Origin of the sequence: Streptomyces sp. NBC_01264 (genome assembly GCF_026340675.1) — a bacterium.
Taxonomy (GTDB): domain Bacteria; phylum Actinomycetota; class Actinomycetes; order Streptomycetales; family Streptomycetaceae; genus Streptomyces.
Genome location: NZ_JAPEOX010000002.1, coordinates 1,116,763 through 1,133,591, shown reverse-complemented (window position 1 = coordinate 1,133,591; position 16,829 = coordinate 1,116,763). Strand labels below are relative to the sequence as shown.

General features: G+C 70.2%; 14 protein-coding genes and 2 pseudogenes. 9 read left to right on the top strand and 7 right to left on the bottom strand.

Annotation, left to right across the window (positions count from 1 at the left end; genetic code table 11):
- Positions 1-7 precede the first annotated feature (7 nt).
- The gene (locus tag OG435_RS38070) at positions 8-775 is read left to right on the top strand and encodes an NPP1 family protein (protein WP_266884225.1); all 768 of its coding nucleotides are present in this window, start codon (positions 8-10) and stop codon (positions 773-775) included.
- A 29-nt stretch (positions 776-804) separates the two neighbouring features.
- Here OG435_RS38070 and OG435_RS38065 read toward each other — a convergent pair whose 3' ends face one another.
- On the bottom strand, positions 805-2,739 hold the full coding sequence (locus OG435_RS38065; protein WP_266884223.1) for an FHA domain-containing protein: 1,935 nt from the start codon (positions 2,737-2,739) through the stop codon (positions 805-807).
- Positions 2,740-2,911: 172 nt separating this feature from the next.
- Here OG435_RS38065 and OG435_RS38060 point away from each other — a divergent pair, with 172 nt between their 5' ends.
- On the top strand, positions 2,912-4,432 hold the full coding sequence (locus tag OG435_RS38060) for a serine/threonine-protein kinase (RefSeq protein WP_266884221.1): 1,521 nt from the start codon (positions 2,912-2,914) through the stop codon (positions 4,430-4,432).
- 132 nt (positions 4,433-4,564) lie between these two features.
- Positions 4,565-4,681: pseudogene (locus OG435_RS50825) on the top strand (DNA-binding response regulator); the annotation flags it as partial.
- A 308-nt stretch (positions 4,682-4,989) separates the two neighbouring features.
- Here the strand turns inward: OG435_RS50825 and OG435_RS50460 are convergent.
- Positions 4,990-5,235 (bottom strand): EthD domain-containing protein, encoded by a 246-nt coding sequence (locus tag OG435_RS50460; protein ID WP_353962806.1) that lies wholly within the window; start codon positions 5,233-5,235, stop codon positions 4,990-4,992.
- A gap of 206 nt (positions 5,236-5,441) precedes the next feature.
- Here OG435_RS50460 and OG435_RS38045 point away from each other — a divergent pair, with 206 nt between their 5' ends.
- Complete coding sequence (locus tag OG435_RS38045) at positions 5,442-5,924, top strand: MarR family winged helix-turn-helix transcriptional regulator (RefSeq protein WP_266884217.1); 483 nt, start codon at positions 5,442-5,444, stop codon at positions 5,922-5,924.
- 79 nt (positions 5,925-6,003) lie between these two features.
- On the opposite strand, the gene OG435_RS38040 is transcribed toward OG435_RS38045, so the two are convergent.
- Positions 6,004-6,777, bottom strand: a complete 774-nt coding sequence (locus OG435_RS38040; protein ID WP_266884215.1) for a YqjF family protein — start codon at positions 6,775-6,777, stop codon at positions 6,004-6,006.
- 83 nt (positions 6,778-6,860) lie between these two features.
- Here OG435_RS38040 and OG435_RS38035 point away from each other — a divergent pair, with 83 nt between their 5' ends.
- Complete coding sequence (locus OG435_RS38035; RefSeq protein WP_266884213.1) at positions 6,861-7,307, top strand: TIGR03618 family F420-dependent PPOX class oxidoreductase; 447 nt, start codon at positions 6,861-6,863, stop codon at positions 7,305-7,307.
- A 294-nt stretch (positions 7,308-7,601) separates the two neighbouring features.
- The gene (locus OG435_RS38030) at positions 7,602-8,888 is read left to right on the top strand and encodes an extracellular solute-binding protein (protein ID WP_266884211.1); all 1,287 of its coding nucleotides are present in this window, start codon (positions 7,602-7,604) and stop codon (positions 8,886-8,888) included.
- A 69-nt stretch (positions 8,889-8,957) separates the two neighbouring features.
- Here OG435_RS38030 and OG435_RS38025 read toward each other — a convergent pair whose 3' ends face one another.
- Positions 8,958-10,289, bottom strand: a complete 1,332-nt coding sequence (locus OG435_RS38025; protein WP_266884209.1) for a DUF4241 domain-containing protein — start codon at positions 10,287-10,289, stop codon at positions 8,958-8,960.
- A 149-nt stretch (positions 10,290-10,438) separates the two neighbouring features.
- Complete coding sequence (locus OG435_RS38020) at positions 10,439-11,242, bottom strand: AraC family transcriptional regulator (protein WP_266884207.1); 804 nt, start codon at positions 11,240-11,242, stop codon at positions 10,439-10,441.
- A gap of 130 nt (positions 11,243-11,372) precedes the next feature.
- On the opposite strand from OG435_RS38020, the gene OG435_RS38015 reads away from it, so the two are divergent.
- The 3 genes and pseudogenes from OG435_RS38015 (at position 11,373) to OG435_RS38005 (ending at position 15,377) form a co-directional block, all read left to right on the top strand.
- Positions 11,373-12,644 carry an alpha-L-fucosidase gene (locus tag OG435_RS38015; protein WP_266884205.1) on the top strand — a complete coding sequence of 424 codons (1,272 nt, stop codon included), beginning with the start codon at positions 11,373-11,375 and terminating at the stop codon, positions 12,642-12,644.
- Between the two features lie 157 nt (positions 12,645-12,801).
- Positions 12,802-14,352 (top strand): MDR family MFS transporter, encoded by a 1,551-nt coding sequence (locus OG435_RS38010; RefSeq protein ID WP_430625814.1) that lies wholly within the window; start codon positions 12,802-12,804, stop codon positions 14,350-14,352.
- A gap of 69 nt (positions 14,353-14,421) precedes the next feature.
- A pseudogene (locus tag OG435_RS38005) lies at positions 14,422-15,377 on the top strand (FAD-dependent oxidoreductase).
- Positions 15,378-15,493: 116 nt separating this feature from the next.
- Here the strand turns inward: OG435_RS38005 and OG435_RS38000 are convergent.
- The gene (locus OG435_RS38000) at positions 15,494-16,480 is read right to left on the bottom strand and encodes an IS481 family transposase (RefSeq protein WP_266884203.1); all 987 of its coding nucleotides are present in this window, start codon (positions 16,478-16,480) and stop codon (positions 15,494-15,496) included.
- A gap of 13 nt (positions 16,481-16,493) precedes the next feature.
- On the bottom strand, positions 16,494-16,754 hold the full coding sequence (locus OG435_RS37995; RefSeq protein ID WP_266884201.1) for a hypothetical protein: 261 nt from the start codon (positions 16,752-16,754) through the stop codon (positions 16,494-16,496).
- Positions 16,755-16,829 lie beyond the last annotated feature (75 nt).

Here is a 16,829-nt window from a genome sequence, read left to right as displayed (position 1 = left end):
AGTCACGATGCGGAAGTTGAGATCCTTCGCCCACGTCCTTCTCGGCACGCTCGGCTCGATGGCGCTCATCGTCGCGATCCCCGGGTCCGCCCACGCGAACGTCCTGACCCTGCTGCCGCAGAACGCGGGCGGCCTGGAGCAGACCTTCTCTCCCGCCTACGACTACGACCGCGACGGCTGCTACGCCACCGCCGCCATCGGCGCCGACGGCACCATCAACCCCGGCCTGAAACTCGGCGGCGACGTCAACGGGAAATGCCACGACCCCGCCCAGCTCAACAACGCCAACACCTACTCGCGCGAGAAGTGCAACAACGGCTGGTGCGCGGTCATGTACGCCAGCTACTTCGAGAAGGACCAGATCACGCTCGGCCCGGCGGCCCTCGGGCACACCCACGACTGGGAACACGTCATCGTGTGGATCAACAACAACGAGGTCCGGTACGTGTCGGTGTCCCAGCACAACACCTACCAGACGCTCCCACGGTCGGAGATCCGCTTCGACGGCACCCACCCGAAGATCGTGTACCACAAGGACGGCGCCTCGAGTCGCTGCTTCCGCTTCGCCGGCAGCGGCGACGAGCCGGCCGAGAACGTCACGGGCAACTGGTTCTACCCGCGGCTCGTGGGCTGGGAGGGCTACCCGGCCGGCTACCGCGACAAGCTCAGCAGCGCGGGCTTCGGCTCGGCCACCTTCAAGATCGACGACGGGGACTTCCAGTGGGCTCTCGACCACACGAGCCCGGCAGGAATCCCCTTCGACCCGTACGCCTGACGCTCCCCGCCCGCCCCGGTCCCGGGACGTCAGCCGACCGGGGCGGGGTTGCGGGGGTCGGCCGGGCGGGGGACGAAGACCGGGGAGTCCGACTGGTAGAAGAGGTCGATGTCGGCCTCCTCGCCGCCGACGATCAGGGTGTCCCAGGCCCCGCTCTCCCGCAGGGTGCGGAGGGTGGCCGGGGCGATCGAGGCGAGGTGGGAGCGGAGTTCCGCGTCGCCGGGCAGGCCGGGCATCCGGGGCGCGAGCCGTTCGCGGATCCCGGCCATCCGGTCCAGCAGCGCGTCCAGGTCGCTCCCGTCCCCGGCACCGGCGGCACCGGCGGCCCCGGGGGCGGCGACCGCACCCCGACCCGCCTCCGCGCTGCGCGCGATGATGTCCTTGATGGCGCGGGTGACGCCCTGTTCGTCGGTGGTCACCATGGCGTTCCAGGCCCGGCTCTTGTGCCGGTACTGGAGCATGGACATCGCCGCCTCGTGCCGGATGAAGTCGGCGTCCCGCAGCGGCTTGCCCCGCCAGGCGCGGCTGAGCGAGCGGGCCAGTGAAGTGGCCGAGGCCAGGCCGCTGTTGAGGCCACGGCCCGGCCAGAAGTGGATGGCGTTGGCCGCATCGCCCAGGAGGAATCCGTAGGTGCCCGGAGCGGTCGGGGTGGGCCGGTGCAGCTGGGCGGTGAACCGCGGGCGCTGCACCATGTCCAGGCGGAACGAGGTGATCGCGGACAGGTCCTCCTCGGCCACCCCGAACAGGCTGAGTCCCTGCCGGATCTCCTTCCACAGCGGGGAGCCGCGCAGCAGGGCGGGCAGGAAGAGGGTGCCGTGGGTGGGGCAGCGGAACTCGTTGTCCTCCTCCTGCCGGCTCATCAGGCAGGGGCGGGCGGCGATGCACTCCTCGAAGACCTGGCGGACCGGGTCGATGCCGATGACGCTCTTGGTCTCCTCGCGGGTGAGCCGCATGTTCAGGAAGCCCTCGCCGCGCAGCGAGTTGAGCAGGAACCGGTTCTGCGACACGGTGAGCAGCACGCTCATCGGGTCCGGCAGCTTCGACTTGACGCGCAGCCCCAGCACGATGTCCTGGAGGTGCTCGCCGTCGAGGGAGTAGATCGAGGCGTCGGCCGCGCCGAAGCGGTCGGCGTAGTGCTCCCGGGTGCGGGAGCGGCCGCCCTCGGCGACGACCAGGACGTGTTCCTGGGTGATCCGGTTCTGTTCCTCCGCGGCGTCGAAACGCTTGGGGACCAGTCGGATCGACGGCCTCCGGTTGGCCAGGTCCAGCAGCCGGTCCTCGATGTGGGCGATCCGGATGTTGCGGGGCGGGCGGCCGTCGACCGAGTCGGGTCCCACGGGCCACATCTCGGAGTAGGCGCCGCCCTCGTCGAAGAGGGCGGCGAGCACCTCCTCGGACAGGGCGAGGTACTGCCTGCTCTGGACGGTCACCACCTGCTGGCGGCGGAAGTTCCCCTGGGTCTCGTCCTTCCAGACGACCGAAGAGCCCTTCCTGGTCCAGCGCCCGTCGTAGACGGTGACGGCGGTCCGCCCGGGCAACATCTCGTCGAGCGCCAGGGCGAAGGCGAGGCCCACCGGGCCGCCGCCGGTGACGGTGACCCGTAGGGTGCCGGGGTCCGCGGCGCTCGGCCGGGGCACGTCCAGGAGGGAGAGGTCCATGACCGTCTCCATCACGTCCGAGGCCTCGTAGAGGAACGTTTCATCGCCGATCCGGATGCAGTCGTTCGGACGCAGTACGTGCCGCGTGACGCGCTGGTCGTTGACGAATGTGCCGTTGCGGCTGTCCCGGTCGTAGAGGACGAAACCGGCGTCCTCCACGAGGATCTCGGCGTGCAGCCGGGAGGCGCTGGCGCTGACGATCACGATGCCGCTGTCGCTCTTGCGTCCGAAACTGAGGGGCTCGCTGCCCAGGACCACGCTCTGCCCGGTGAAGGGGCCCGTGCTTCCCACGATGACCGACGGCACGCCACACACTCCTTGAATAAGACGCCTGCTGACTCCTCGTACGCCAGCAACACGCCAAGGCGAAGGTGTTCGGTTCAACCATTCTCGAAAATTTTCGACCACTCCGTTGAACCGGAGGTCCCGGTCCGTACGTGATGTCGGCGTCGGTAGGCGATCAGAGGAGAACCGCCCCATGCACAACGAGGATTCCGAGACCGTGACGGACGCCACGCTCGCTGCCACCACCACGGGCGCGGCCACCCCGGCCGTACCGGGCGCCGAACGGTTGATCGCCGGCCGCTACCGGCTGCTGTCCCGGCTCGGCGAGGGCGGGATGGGCACCGTGTGGCGGGCCCGCGACGAGACGCTGCACCGTGAGGTCGCCGTGAAGGAGGTCAGGGCCCCGGCCCACCTGCGGGCCGGCGACATCGCGCGGATGTACAGCCGGCTGGAGCGGGAGGCGTGGGCGGCGGCCCGGATACCCGACCGCAATGTGGTGACGGTCCACGACGTTGTCATGGAGGACGACCGGCCCTGGATCGTCATGGAGCTGATCCGAGGGCAGTCGCTGGCCGATCTGCTGCGCGCCGAGGGGCCGCTGACACCGCGCCGGGCCGCGCACATCGGCGCGGAGGTGCTGAGCGCGCTGCGCGCCGCGCACGCCGCCGGGGTGGAGCACCGCGATGTGAAGCCGGCGAACGTGCTGCTCGCCGAGGACGGCCGGGTGGTGCTCAGCGACTTCGGCATCGCGGTGGTCGAGGGCGGTACCGCGCTGACCATGACCGGCGAGGTGGTCGGCTCCCCGGAGTACCTGCCGCCGGAGCGGGCGTTGGGGCGGCCCTCGGGGCCCGAGTCGGACCTGTGGTCCCTCGGCGTGATGCTGTACGCAGCCGTGGAGGGGATCTCGCCGTTCCGGCAGGACTCCGCACTGAGCACCCTGCGGGCCGTCGTGGACGAGGAACCGCCGGAGGCGACCCGGGCCGGCCCGCTCGCCCCGGTCATCGCGGGGCTGCTCCGCAAGGAACCGGCCGAGCGGACCTCCGCCGCCGAAGCCGCCGCGGCTCTGCGGGGCATCGCCCACGAACCGGACGCCACCACGACGGCCGCCCGCGTCCTGCCGGCCGGGGCGGAACCCGCCACGGCTACGGCAGCAACAGCCACGGCAGCCACGGCAGCAACAGCGACAGCCACGGCAGGAGCAGCAACGGTCGCGGCCGCCGCGCCCGCACACCCGACAGCCGCGGCGCCCGCCGCCCCGCCCGGCAAGCGGCGCCGTACCGCTGCCTTCGTCTCGGCAGGCGTGGCCGCCTGCGTACTGATCGCCGGCGGGCTGGTCTACGCCTTCGGCGGCAACGACGAGGATCCCGGCGCCGGTTCGGGCGGCGTACGGATGTCGGTGGCCGGCGCGAACACCACCTACACCGGCAGCTGCCCGACCCCCGAGAGCCTGGCCCCGGCCTTCACCGCGACCTTCACCGCCTCCGAGCCCACCCTGATCTCGTACCGCTGGGTGTCCGGCGACGGCTCGGTGGTGGACCCGCACTGGCGCACGATGTCCATCGGGGACAAGGCCGACCCCACCGGGCACGACACCGTGCGGCTGACGACCTACGCGAAGGCCGGCACCCTGACCACCGGAATGGCCGTGGAACTCCAGAGCCCCACCCGCACCACCTCCAACCCGGTCCCCTTCTCCATCACCTGCACCGGCTGAGGAGTTCCCCAGGCGGAGCGGGTGGGGTGGTGGTGTCACAGGGTCTTGAGCGCTGCGACGGACGGCTCCGTCAGGTGGCCGCCGTGGCCGACGTACACCGTGGTCGGTGCGTGGCCGGCGATGGGCGCTCCGGTGGCCTCGCGCACCCCGCCGGCGCGGATTCTCGACGCGGTGCGGACGGTCGCGGAGGGGGACCCCGTGCTGTCCCCGGCGGCCACGGCACGAGTGATCGCCGCAGCCACCGGGCCTGTTCGCGAAGCTGGCGGTCGAAAACCGGGGGCAGATCGCGCTCCTGGTCCGCGACGCGGAGCAATGATCAGTTCATGTGCAGCGAGCGGGTGGAGTTTCCCATGATCACGCGGTCGATCGTGCTGGTGGCGCCACGGGGATCGCTCGCGGCGCCGACCGCGGCCGGCAGGGGCACGTAGTGATCGGCCGCCGGGTGGGCGACGAACCGGCTCGGCAGCGCCCCGTCGGCGGGGGCGCAGAGCCGCTGTTCGCGGGCCCGGGGCAGGACCGGGGCGAGGTGGTCGTCGTAGGCCCCGGCCGGGACGGCCTCATCCGAAGATCGGGCTTTCGGTGGCGAAGAAGAAGCGGGTCTCGGAGCGGTCCAGGAAGTTCTCCTCGTCCGCGGCGACCGTCGTGGTGTACGTCTCGGAGGTGAACCAGCCGGCGGCGTCGGCGATGCCGTCGACCCATACCTCGGCGACACCGTCGTAGCCGGCTGTGCTGATGCCGGGGATCTCGTCGTCGGTGGGCAGGAGCTGGCCGTAGCGCCGGACCGGGACCTCTCCGCCCGGCAGGCTCGTGATCAGCGCGGTGTGCTTCTGTCAGTAGTCCACGAATTCCGCGTGAGTGAGGTCCGCACGCCGGGTCAGGAAGATGCTGATCTTGATCACAGATGACTCCTCGAAGCCGAGATTGACTTGCCTGGGCAACTCATAACGTAGGCGACGATGACGTGCCCAGGCAAGAGACATCTCTTGCCTGGGCAAGTAAGGTGGATCGCATGAACGCACCCTCGTCGTGGCTCGACGCCGAGCAGCAGGACCTCTGGCAGGACCTCCTCACCGTCGTGATCGCGCTGCCCGCCGCCCTGGACCGCCAGTTGCAGCGGGACGCGGGCATCTCGAACTTCGAGTACGGAGCGCTCGCCCGGCTGTCGATGGCGGATCAGGTCACCATGCGGCTCAGTGAGTTGGCCCGGGACTGCAACAGCACTCTCCCGCGGCTGTCCAAAATGATGGACCGCTTCGAGGCGCGGGAGTGGATCGTTCGCCGGGTCGACCCGAGCGACGGCCGCTACACCCTGGCCACGCTGACCGACACCGGTCGGCAGAAGGTCGCCGACAGCGCGCCGGGGCATGTCGCGCAGGTGCGGCGACTCGTGTTCGACCCGCTGACCGCTGTCCAGCGCCGCCAGCTCGGCGCGGCACTGTCCGGCGTCGCCGAGACCGTGCGGCGGGAAGCCGCCGGTGGTCCCACCCGGTGAGCGGGCCCATCGGGTGATCGGGCCCACCGCCCGCCCGGCCCTCGGCGCCCCGGCGGCACCTCAAGGGCCGGAGTACGCCTCACGCAGGGCTGGTCCTGCCGGCTCGACCGGTGCGCGGGCCGGGGAGGGACGGGCGGCCGAGGCGGACGGGTACGCCGGGGGAGTAGAGGACGCTGGCCGGCGGGCCGGTCGGTGCGGTCAGCCCGGCCGCCGTGAGCAGGTTCTGGTCGCAGGTGATCAGTTCGGCCCGGTGCAGGGGCCAGCGCGGGTGGTCGTTGGGCAAGTAGGCGGACTCGCCGGGAAACGCGTTGTGCATGCCCCAGCGGGCGGTGAGGAAATGCTCCAACTCGGTCGGCTCGTCGATGCGTTCGCCGGGCTTCACGGAGATCCGGCTGTACGTGCCGCGCGGTCCCGGCCACCGCCGGGAGCTGGAGTACGTGAGGGCGTCGCCCGTACCGCGCACGCTCATCCGGGACCACAGGTACGGCAGGCGGAAGCCGACGCGGCCCAGCACCACCGGGACCAGCCGGGAGGCATCCATCGACCGGAAGACGACCCCGCGGCGCCCCTGCGCGTCCAGTGAGTACAAGCGCACATTGGTCTCGGGGAACGAACCGAAGTACGGCACCCCGGGCGACCGGAACCAACCGACCTTGTGCATGCGGAAGGCGACGAGCCCGACGTAGGTGACGCCGCCATGTGTGTCCGGGACGGTGCCCTCCGGCAGGAGTCCCGCCACGTCGTCCGGTTCCACGGCCCAGTGGATGAAGGCGAGGTCCAGCCACTGCTGGGTGAGGAGCGGGTCCCGTACGGGCGCGGGAGCGTCGGGAGTCACTGGTACGGGCATCGGCATGACGGGATTGTGGCAAAGACGCCGACGGCGCTGCGACGGAGGACCTCAAGTCGCCCCCGTGCGCCCGCTGGTAGCCTCCCGGGATGACTGAAGCCTTCGACGCCGCCGTCCGCGCACGACTGCGCGCCCCCCTCATCTGGTACGTCGGAACCGTGTTCGCCGATGGAGCGCCGCAGGTCAGCCCGATGTGGGTGGACCTGGAGGGCGAGGGCGAGCTGACCTTCAACACCTCGGTGGGCCGGGTGAAGGAAGAGAACCTGCGTCGCGACCCCCGCGTCTACCTGTCGCACGCGGACCACGCCGACCCCTTGGACCGGGTGCAGATCGGCGGCGAGGTCGTCCGTTTCGTCGAGGGCGAGGAGGCCCACCGCCGGATGGACCGGCTGGCGCAGAAGTACCTGGGCAGCGAGCGGTACGAGTGGCTCATGCCCGGGGAACGGCGGGTCTCGGTGATCGTGCGCCCCACCAAGGTGCGGCACATCGTCGGCGTGGAGCGGTTCCGGCCGGGCGGCCCCGTGCCCGCCCCCTGACCTGCCGGCGCCGCGGCTGACCTGCAGCCTCCGTCGACGCGCGGTGTCGACGCCCTCGTCGGGGCCGACTACTCGAAGGGGTTCTACGCGCGTCAGGAGCTCTGTTGTCCTGTCGGAACCCACGAGGGGAGGGGGCCTCGGTTAGGTCTTCCACCAGAGATGTTCGTCCGGTGACACCAAGCGAGCCAACGTGTGGAGAGAATCCCGGCCAACGGGCGTTGAACGGGCACCCCCTCCGCCCGGGATCGCCATGCTCAGTTACGGAACCCGGAAGAAAATCAGGGGAACAGACCCGTGCGACGAAGAATTCTCGGGCAGGCCGCCACCACGGTGGTACTCGGTCTGCTGGTTCCGCTGTCCGGATGCGGCGCCTCCCCGGGCAGTGCGGGCGACGAAGGGACGCTGGTCGTCGTCGCCGCCGAGTACGGGGACACACCGGCCACGAGCTCCGAGGCCTTCTGGTCCAAGGTGACCGATGAGTTCACCGCCGCGAACCCCGGCATCAAGGTCGACGTCACGCTCCTTCCGTGGGCCGACATCGACCGTGAGGTCACCGAAAGGGTGAAGGACGGCAAGGCTCCGGACATCGCCCTCATGGGCTCCTACTCGGACTTCGCCGCCCAGGGCAGGCTCTACTCCGCGGACGAGCTGCTCTCCGTCAGCGCCGAGGCGAACTTCCTCGCACCGCTCGCCGATTCCGGCTCCATCGGAAGCACCCTCTACGGTCTGCCGTTCGTGGCGAGCAGCCGCCTCCTCTTCTACAACGAGGCGCTCTTCGCCAAGGCCGGCGTCAGGGCCCCCAAGACCTGGAGCGAACTCAAGGCCGCCGCGAAAGCCCTCAAGGCCAAGGGCGTGGAGTATCCGTACGCCCTGCCCCTCGGACCGGAGGAGGCCCACGCCGAGGCGATGATCTGGGAGCTCAGCAACGGCGGCGGATACGCCGACAGCAGCGGCAACTACAGCCTCGCCTCCGCCCAGAACATCAAGACGTGGAACTGGGTGAAGGACGAGCTGGTCGCTCCGGGGCTCACCGGACCGGTCCCGCCGTCCCAGCTCAACCGCGCCGACGCCTTCGCCGCCTTCCTGCGGGGCGAGGTCGGCATGCTCAACGGGTACCCCTCGCTGTACCACCAGGCGCGCGCCAAGGGCATGGGCGTCGGGACCGTGGCGATGCCGGTCTCGGGCACCCTCGGATCCGGCGAGGCCCCGCCCACGGTGGGCGTGGCCGACTGGATGATGGCGTTCAAGCAGAACGGCAAGCGGACGGAGATCGGCAAGTTCCTGGAGTTCGTCTACCAGGACGAGAACCTCTCGGACTTCGCAGGCCGCTACCACCTGTTGCCCTCCACGGTCTCCGCCTCACGCGCCCTGGCCGGAAGCGAGGGCATGGACAAGACCGACAACGAGTTCCTGACCGCCCTGCGCAGCGCCCAGCTCTATCCGGTGAACGACCCGTCCTGGATGGCGGTCAGCGACACGATCAAGCGCAACATCGGCCGCGCCGTGGAACCGGGCGGAGACCCGAAGAGAGTGCTCGAAGAGATCGCGGCGAAGGCGAAGCAGGCCGGCGAGCAGGGCTGAGGGGCCCCGTCCGACTTCCCGACTTCCTGCGCTACGAGGCCCGCGGGCGCCGGGACTCCGCGTAGCCGGTCAGGAACCGGCAGCGGTTCCGCCGTCCGGGAGCAGCTCGGGCATCCCCTCCACCAGCACGACGACTGCGACTACTTCGCCGGCTTCGCAGCGGCCGACCCAGACGGGGTAGGTGCCGTCCCCTGTCGTCGCGAAGGCCGCCAGCTCGGCTCCGGTGGCCCGGTCCCGGGTGCGCAGGATGTACATGGAGTCGCTGATGTCCTCGTAGGAGTCCGGGTCCAGGTCCGGGTCTCCTTGGACCAGCCCCTTCTCGAAGAGCGCGAGGAGCGGTTCCCAGGCTCCGGCATCGGCGAAGCAACCGGTGGCGCCGTCGGTGTCGAAGCCGGAGATCTGGTCTTCGATGAACAGCCGGAGGTCGTCGCCGGGCCTGAGCGCCATCTCCCAGGTCGCGGCGGGGGCCTCGCCGACGAGCAGGCGGACGGCCAGGGTGTCGGTGTGTGTGACCTCGCTCCCCTCCCACTCGCAGTGGTAGGCGTGCCTGGCCCGCGACTCCTCCAGTACGTACTCGCCGGGCGGGACGGGAACCGTGATGTGCGGGCCGTCCTCGTGGTCGATGTCCGGGCCGGAGACGGCGAGCAGCCCGCTGGGTACGCGCAGGGTGCCGGTGCGACGCGGCTCCACGATCGTCATCTCGGGGTGGTATCCGTCGGTCACGCGAACCCCGGGCCGGAACAGCTCATCGATCGGTCCGGGCCGCGCGGGGCGGGGCGGACGCCAGCAGGTCGCGGGAGCGGGTCCGCTGCCGTCGGCGGCCGTCGCGGATACCGCGGCCGACTCGGTGATCTCGAGGACCGACGGTTCCATGATCTCGAGGACCGACGACTCCGTGAGCCCGTGGACCTGCGCCGAGAGCAGCGGCCACCTACCGAAGGCGGGCCGGTCCGCCCAGCGCTCGTCATCGCGGCACCTGGGCACGGTGGCATAGGTGCGCCCACGCTCGCCCTGGGGCTGCTCCGTCCGCCGACCCCTCCCGTCGGGGAAGAGTTCCACGGTGATGCGCGGGCACGCCTGATCGAACTCCGGCATCTCGGGGCCGGGATAGTGCCGGCGGACGGCGTAGCGGCGCAGCAGCCGTGTCGGGTCGTCCAGCAGCCGCATGTCCAGGTCGTAGGTACGGCGGCCCTGCGCGTCGTAGACCCACAGCCCGACGAAGTGATCGCTCCAGGAAACGAGCCGGACCTCCAGCGGAGCCTCCCGGCCCGCGGTCCGGTACACGGCCACGTACGGAAGCCCGGCGGCATCCCGCTCACGGGCCTCCTCCACGGATATCGGATGCCATGGGACGCGAGTCTCCGTGTCCCACGCCTGCGCGTACCCCAATTCGACCACCATCGCGGCTCCCCCTCTCGTGTCAGTGACGAGCTGCAACATAGCCGCCACCTGCGACAACGCCCTTGCCGGGCCCTGCGCTGGCCGCCCTCGACCCGGCCCCGCCCCCGTCGGCAGCGCAGGGTGTGCATGCCAGTGCCCGGCGTCAGCCCTCAAACCGCGGGCGGAACGGGCGCCCCCTTGGCGGCGGTTGACGCCGCCGTCGCGCGGACGGCGCGGGGGGAGGCGCCCAGTTCGCGCCTGCAGGCCTTGTTGAAGGCTTGCAGGTCGGCGATGCCGACCGACGCGGCGACCGCGGGGATGGAGAGGGTCGACTCGAGCAGCAGGTGCCGGGCCCGGTGCAGGCGCCGCCGCCGGATGTAGGCGGTCACGGTGTCGCCCGTTTCGGCGCGGAAGAGCCGGGTCAGCTGGTTGTGGGAGACCTGGGCGGCCCGTGCGACGTCCGGTACGGCCAGGGGCCGGGCCAGGTGTGCCTCGATGTGCGCCACGGCCAGGGTGACGGCCGGGTGCGGGGCTCCCTGGAGTACCGGCGGTGGCAGCCGGACCACCCGCCAGAGCGCCGTCCAGATCTCGGCGGACGCCCGGGCGGGGGAGCCGGGTGCGGCCGCGATGGCGTTGTGGAGCAGTTCGGACAGCGCCGAAGCCTGCGCTCCCGCGTCCTGCATCACGGGCACCGGGCTGGGCTCGCCGGTCTCCGGCAGCCACAGGTGGGCGAAGAGGTGCTCGGACCGGCCCAGGTAGCGGAACTCCACCGGAGCGTCCGGCGGTACGAGGCTGACATGACCCGGTCGGATGGGGTGGGGGGTCCCGTCGATCACCAATTCCCCGGCGTACCCGTACAGGTGCAGCTGCCACAGGTCCGGGAGTCGGAACACCTCCCGCGCCACTGCCGCCCCGTGCACGCCGACACCGGCCAGGGCGACCCTCGGCGGCTCGTTCAAATGGATCAAGAGCACGGTGAAAATTTACCAGCAGTGGTGAGCCTCGCCCATTCGAACTGGCACGTCCCGACCCTAGCGTTGGGTGTCAGCGCGGAGGGGTGGTGCACGTTCTGGACCACCTCGGAATCGACGAGGAGGGTGTCGCATGGCGATGCAGAAGTGGTTCACCGACGCCAAGCTCGGGATCTTCATCCACTGGGGGATCTACGCCGTCGACGGGGTGGCGGAGTCCTGGTCCTTCTACGACGGCCAGGTCTCGCACGAGCGGTACATGAAGCAGCTGGACGGTTTCACCGCCTCCGCCTACGACCCGAAGGCCTGGGCCGAGCTGTTCGCGACATCGGGCGCCCGGTACGCCGTGCTCACCGCGCGCCACCACGACGGGGTCTGCCTCTGGGACTCCGCCGCATCCGGTCTGACGGTCGTCAAGCGCACCCCCGCGGGCCGGGACCTGCTCACCGGCTACACGGAGGCGCTTCGCGAACGGGGGCTCAAGGTCGGCCTGTACTACTCGCACTCCGACTGGAACCACCCCGACTACGCCAGCATCGTGCACACCGACCCGCCCAACGAGGACGTGCGCACCCACCCCCTCGTCGCCCCGCCCGAGGGGCGCGAGGATCCGGTCGCCTGGCAGCGCTACCTGGACTACCGCAACGCCCAGGTACGGGAGCTCGTCGACGCCCACCGGCCGGACCTGCTGTGGTTCGACGGGGAGTGGGAGCGCAGCGAAGAGCAGTGGCGGATGGGCGAGTTGGCCGAGCAGATCCTCGCCGCCGGCCCCGAGACGATCCTGAACGCGCGGATGCTCTCGTACGGGGACTACGCGACGCCCGAGCAGGGGCTGCCCGTGGAGGTTCCGGACGGACCGTGGGAGCTGTGCCTGACGATCAACGACTCGTGGGGCCACCGGCACGCCGACGACAACCACAAGTCGGTGGGTCAGCTGGTGCGGTTGTTCACGGAGACGATCGGGATGGGCGGCAACCTGTTGCTGGACGTCGGCCCCAAGGAGGACGGCACGATCCCGTCCGAACAGGCCGACCGGCTGCTCGGCCTCGGTGACTGGACGGCCCGCCACGAGGAGGCGGTGTACGGCACGGTGGCGGGCCTGCCGGCGGGGCACCACTACGGTCCGAGCACCCTGTCCGCGGACGGCCGGACCTTGTACCTGGTGTGCTTCGGGACCCCGCACGAAACCGTCTCGCTGCGCGGCCTGCGCACCTCGGTGAAGCGGGTGACCGTCCTGGGGCACGGAGCCGAACTCGGGCACCGGGTCACGGGCGGGCTCGGCGACGTACCGGGGGTGCTGTGGATCGACGCTCCGGCGGCCGCCCTCGTGGACCCGTACGCGACCGTCCTGGCCGTCGCACTCGACGGCGAACTGGATCTCTACCGCGGGAAGGGCCGCGACTGAAGGGGGGCATCCCTGCAGCCCGACTTGGTTGCGCGGGTGTGAAAGTTGAGCGGTTGCACTTATTGAGCTGCTGTGCTTTTCTGGGGAGGCGGGCATCGGAACAGTTCCCCGCCTCCTCCGCTTTCCCCTCCCTCGTGTCCGAAAGGGGTGATCAGTCATGTCCACGACTGCCTCCCTCCCCTCCACCGGCGCCTCCGCCGGTCCCTCCGCCGTACCGAAGGACGTGCGCTGGGTCCTGCTCGGCGTCATGCTCGCGATGCTGCTGTCGATGCTCGACAACATGGTCGTCAGTACCGCGATGCCCACGATCGTCGGCGACCTGGGAGGCCTGGAGCACATCTCCTGGGTCGTCACCGCCTACACGCTCGTCACCGCCGTCACCACTCCGGTCTGGGGCAAATTCGGTGATCTCTTCGGCCGCAAGCCCATGTACCTGGCCTCGATCGCCGTCTTCATCCTCGGATCCGCCCTGTGCGGGACCTCCGGCTCGATGGGCGAGCTGATCGCCTACCGCGTCGTACAGGGCATCGGCGCCGGCGGCATCGGCGCGGGCGCCTTCGCGCTGATCGGAGCCCTCGTACCGCCGCGCGAGCGCGGCAAGTACCAGGGCATGACCGCCTCCGTCATGGCGATCGGCACCATCGGCGGACCGCTCCTGGGCGGCTTCGTCACCGGCCACTTCGACTGGCGCTGGGCCTTCTACATCAACCTGCCGCTCGGCCTGGTCGCCCTGGTGTGGCTGTGGCGGAAGCTCCGGATCCCCGCCCAGCGCATCCAGGCGAAGATCGACTGGGCGGGCATCGCCCTGCTGACCCTCTCCATCACCGCGATCGTCCTGGCCGCTACCTGGGCCGGCAGCACCTACGCCTGGGGCTCCTGGCAGATCCTGTCCCTCGGCGCCACCGCACTCGTGGGCCTGGCCCTGTTCGTCCTGGTCGAGAGGCGGGTCAGTGAGCCGCTGCTTCCGCTGAGCGTCTTCACGGGACACCGGAACTACCCGCTCGCGATGGTCATGCTCCTCGCCGCAGGCGTGGTCATGTTCGGCGCGGGCCTCTACCTGCCGCTGTTCCAGCAGACCGTCCAGGGCGCCTCGGCCACCAACTCCGGGCTGCTGATGCTCCCGATGATGATCCCCGTCGTGATCGTCTCGACCATCGCGGGGAAGATCATGTCCGCCACCGGGAAGTACAAGATGTTCCCCGTCGTCGGCACCCTGTTCCTGGCCGCCGGCCTCGGCCTGCTGGCCACCATGGACGCCCACACCTCATCCCTGCTGACCAGCCTCTACATGGTCCTCGTCGGCATCGGCCTCGGCTTCACGATGCAGATGGCCGGCACCATCGCCCAGAACAGCGTGTCCCTGCGCGACATGGGCGCGGCCATGAGCTCGGTCAACCTCTTCCGCACCCTGGGCGGTTCGCTCGGCGTCGCCGTCTTCGGCTCGCTGTTCACCCGCGCCGTCGAGCCCACCCTGCCGGCCGGCGGGGACACCGGCCCGGGCGCCCTGCGGAACCTGCCCGCCGGATCCAAGGACGCCTACCTCACCGCGGTGACGGACGGCACCGGCCACATCTTCCTCACCGCCGCGATCGTCTGCGCCCTCGCCTTCGTCGCCGCGCTCTTCGTCATCGAAGTCCCGCTGAAGAAGGCCGGCCCGCCCGCACCCGCGGCCACTCCCGAGAAGACCGCCGTAGCCCAGGCCGGCTGACACCCCACACGCCACACCCCACACCTCTACGCACGGCAGCACTGCCGACCGTACGGACGGAGCGCCACCATGAACACGACCACACCCGCACCCGCACCCGCACCCCGGATCGCCGTCATCGGCGCCGGTCCCGGCGGCCTGACCTGCGCCCGCATCCTCCAACGCCACGGCGTCGCCGTCACCGTCTACGACCGCGAGAGCGGTCCCGACGCCCGCGACCAGGGCGGCACCCTCGACCTGCACGAGGACAACGGCCAGATCGCCCTACGCGAAGCCGGACTCCTGGAGGAGTTCTTCCGGCTCTCCCGCCCCGAGGGACAGGAGATGCGCCAGCTGGACCCGGCCGGCGCCCTCCTCTTCCACCACACCCCAGAGGAGGGCGAACGCTTCAAGCCGGAGATCGACCGAGGCGCCTCCGCACCCTGCTGCTGGACTCGCTGGAACCCGGCACCGTCCGCTGGGGCCACACCCTGTGGTCCGTCGAAGGCCTCGATGAGAGGCCGCGCCAGGTGCACTTCGCCGACGGCACCACCGTCGAGGCCGACCTCGTCATCGGCGCCGACGGCGCCTGGTCCAAGGTCCGCCGAGCCATCTCCCCGGCCCTCCCCGCGTACACCGGCGTCAGCTTCCTCGAAGCCTGGTTCCACGAGGTCGAAACCCGCCACCCCGAGATCGCCGCACTCGTCGGCCAGGGCGGCGGCGCCGCGGCCGACGGCGAACGCGGGCTCTTCGCCCAGCGCAACAGCGGCGACCACGTCCGCGTCTGGGACCACAACCCCACCGTCACCCTCCTCGGCGACGCCGCCCATCTCATGCCCCCGCTCGGAGTCGGCGTCAACCTCGCCATGCTCGACGCCTGCGAACTCGCCCTCGCGGTGGTCGGCAGCAGCAGCATCGAAGAGGCCGTCCGCGTCTACGAGAAGACCATGCTGCCCCGTTCCACCGAGATGCAGCACCTCCTCGACCACGGCGCCGAAGAGCTCCTGTCCACCGAACTCCCCGACTTCGCCGACCGAGACGCGTAGCACTCGGCAACCTGAACTCGTGATCACGAGTGGCCCGGCGGCCAGGTCCCGGTGCTGTCCACAGCGCCGGATCGTTGGTCAGCATGAGGGCTAGGTGTGTGACTGCCGGAGCTTGATTACACCGGGGCCTCGGTTTTCTGCTTGAGGCGTTCGTAGGGTGTCTGGCCGCCGAGGGCGCCGTGGGGGCGGTGGTAGTTGTAGTAGTCCTCCCACTCTCGCAGCTTGTCGTTGAAGACGCCTGTGTCGTCGATGACGATGCCATCGAGCATGCGGTAGAACTCCTCGGCGTCGATGCGGTGGGAGCGTTCGACTTTGCCGTTGAGGTGCGGTGATGCGGGTTTGATGTAGGTGTGGGCGATGCCCTTGTCGAGGACGTGCCAGTGGAAGGCGGACTGGAACTCCGCGCCGTTGTCGGTCTGGATGACTTCGATGCGGAACGGCAGGCGCTCGAGGACGTAGTCGAGGAACTGGACGGCGGTCTTTTGGTCGCACCGCGGGTAGATCCGCAGGACCCGCAGCCGGGTGCAGTCATCGATGGCGGTGAACTGGTAGTACTTCGCCCGGCGTCGCCGTTTGGGAGGTGGCCCGGTCACCGGCACTGTCGCTGGAGCCTGCTCGGGGAGACCGATTGGTTCGATGAACTTGACGTCGATCTGCACGCGGTTGCCGGGCAGCTGCTTCTCGTAGCGGGTGTAGCGCTTGTCGTGCCGCTGGTAGCGCTGGGAGGCCGGCAGGCGGTTCAGCCCGAGCTTCTTGAGGATGCGGTAGACGGCTGAACAGGCGATGTCGATGTCGTGGTACCGCTTGAGGTACATCTTGATCTTCATGGGACCGAAGTGGTAGCGCTGCCGCAGGTAGACGATCTTGTTCACCACGTCGTCCTCGGTGGCGTGAGGACAGTGATGCGGCTTGCTGGACCGGTCGCGCAGGCCGTCGAGGCCGTCGTCCTCGTATCGGCGCTGCCACTTGTAGAAGCAAGTCCGGCTGATGCCGTAGTACCGGCAGGTCAGCGCAACGTTCCCCGTGACTTCTTCGGCGTATCGCAGGACCCCCAGGCGGTGCTGGGCCTGACGGTCTTGCCGCTGTTGCGGTGAAGGGGGCATGGCGGACCTCCGTCTACTCGGAGACCCATGTGTAACCAACGTCCGGCAGTTTTATACCTAGCCCGTTCTGCTCGGTGTCCGTGCAGAAGCCTTCCAGTCTGGCTATGTCCGGCTCCAGACCGCCTTCGGCGGCGATCGCTTCGGCGCGGCCCGCCTCACCGACACGGAAGTCCTCGGAGGCGGCCTGGTTGGTGCCGAACGGCGATGCCGGTGCCCGCTCCTCCCGTCCTCGCCGGCGGATACCCGGGGCGGGCGGATGAGTATCCGTACTCATGGCGTGTGCACGGCGGCGGCTCCACGATGGGTGATCTGGACGGACCTTCATCGAGGGGGACGCGGGTGTGGGCGT

Bases quoted from the DNA above. Each gene is read 5' to 3' on its own strand.
- OG435_RS38070 (WP_266884225.1), top strand. From the start codon at position 8: ATGCGGAAGTTGAGATCCTTCGCCCACGTCCTTCTCGGCACGCTCGGC.
- OG435_RS38060 (WP_266884221.1), top strand. From the start codon at position 2,912: ATGCACAACGAGGATTCCGAGACCGTGACGGACGCCACGCTCGCTGCC.
- OG435_RS38045 (WP_266884217.1), top strand. From the start codon at position 5,442: ATGAACGCACCCTCGTCGTGGCTCGACGCCGAGCAGCAGGACCTCTGG.
- OG435_RS38040 (WP_266884215.1), bottom strand. From the start codon at position 6,777: ATGCCGATGCCCGTACCAGTGACTCCCGACGCTCCCGCGCCCGTACGG.
- OG435_RS38035 (WP_266884213.1), top strand. From the start codon at position 6,861: ATGACTGAAGCCTTCGACGCCGCCGTCCGCGCACGACTGCGCGCCCCC.
- OG435_RS38025 (WP_266884209.1), bottom strand. From the start codon at position 10,289: ATGGTGGTCGAATTGGGGTACGCGCAGGCGTGGGACACGGAGACTCGC.
- OG435_RS38015 (WP_266884205.1), top strand. From the start codon at position 11,373: ATGGCGATGCAGAAGTGGTTCACCGACGCCAAGCTCGGGATCTTCATC.
- OG435_RS38010 (WP_430625814.1), top strand. From the start codon at position 12,802: ATGTCCACGACTGCCTCCCTCCCCTCCACCGGCGCCTCCGCCGGTCCC.
- OG435_RS38000 (WP_266884203.1), bottom strand. From the start codon at position 16,480: ATGCCCCCTTCACCGCAACAGCGGCAAGACCGTCAGGCCCAGCACCGC.
- OG435_RS37995 (WP_266884201.1), bottom strand. From the start codon at position 16,754: ATGAGTACGGATACTCATCCGCCCGCCCCGGGTATCCGCCGGCGAGGA.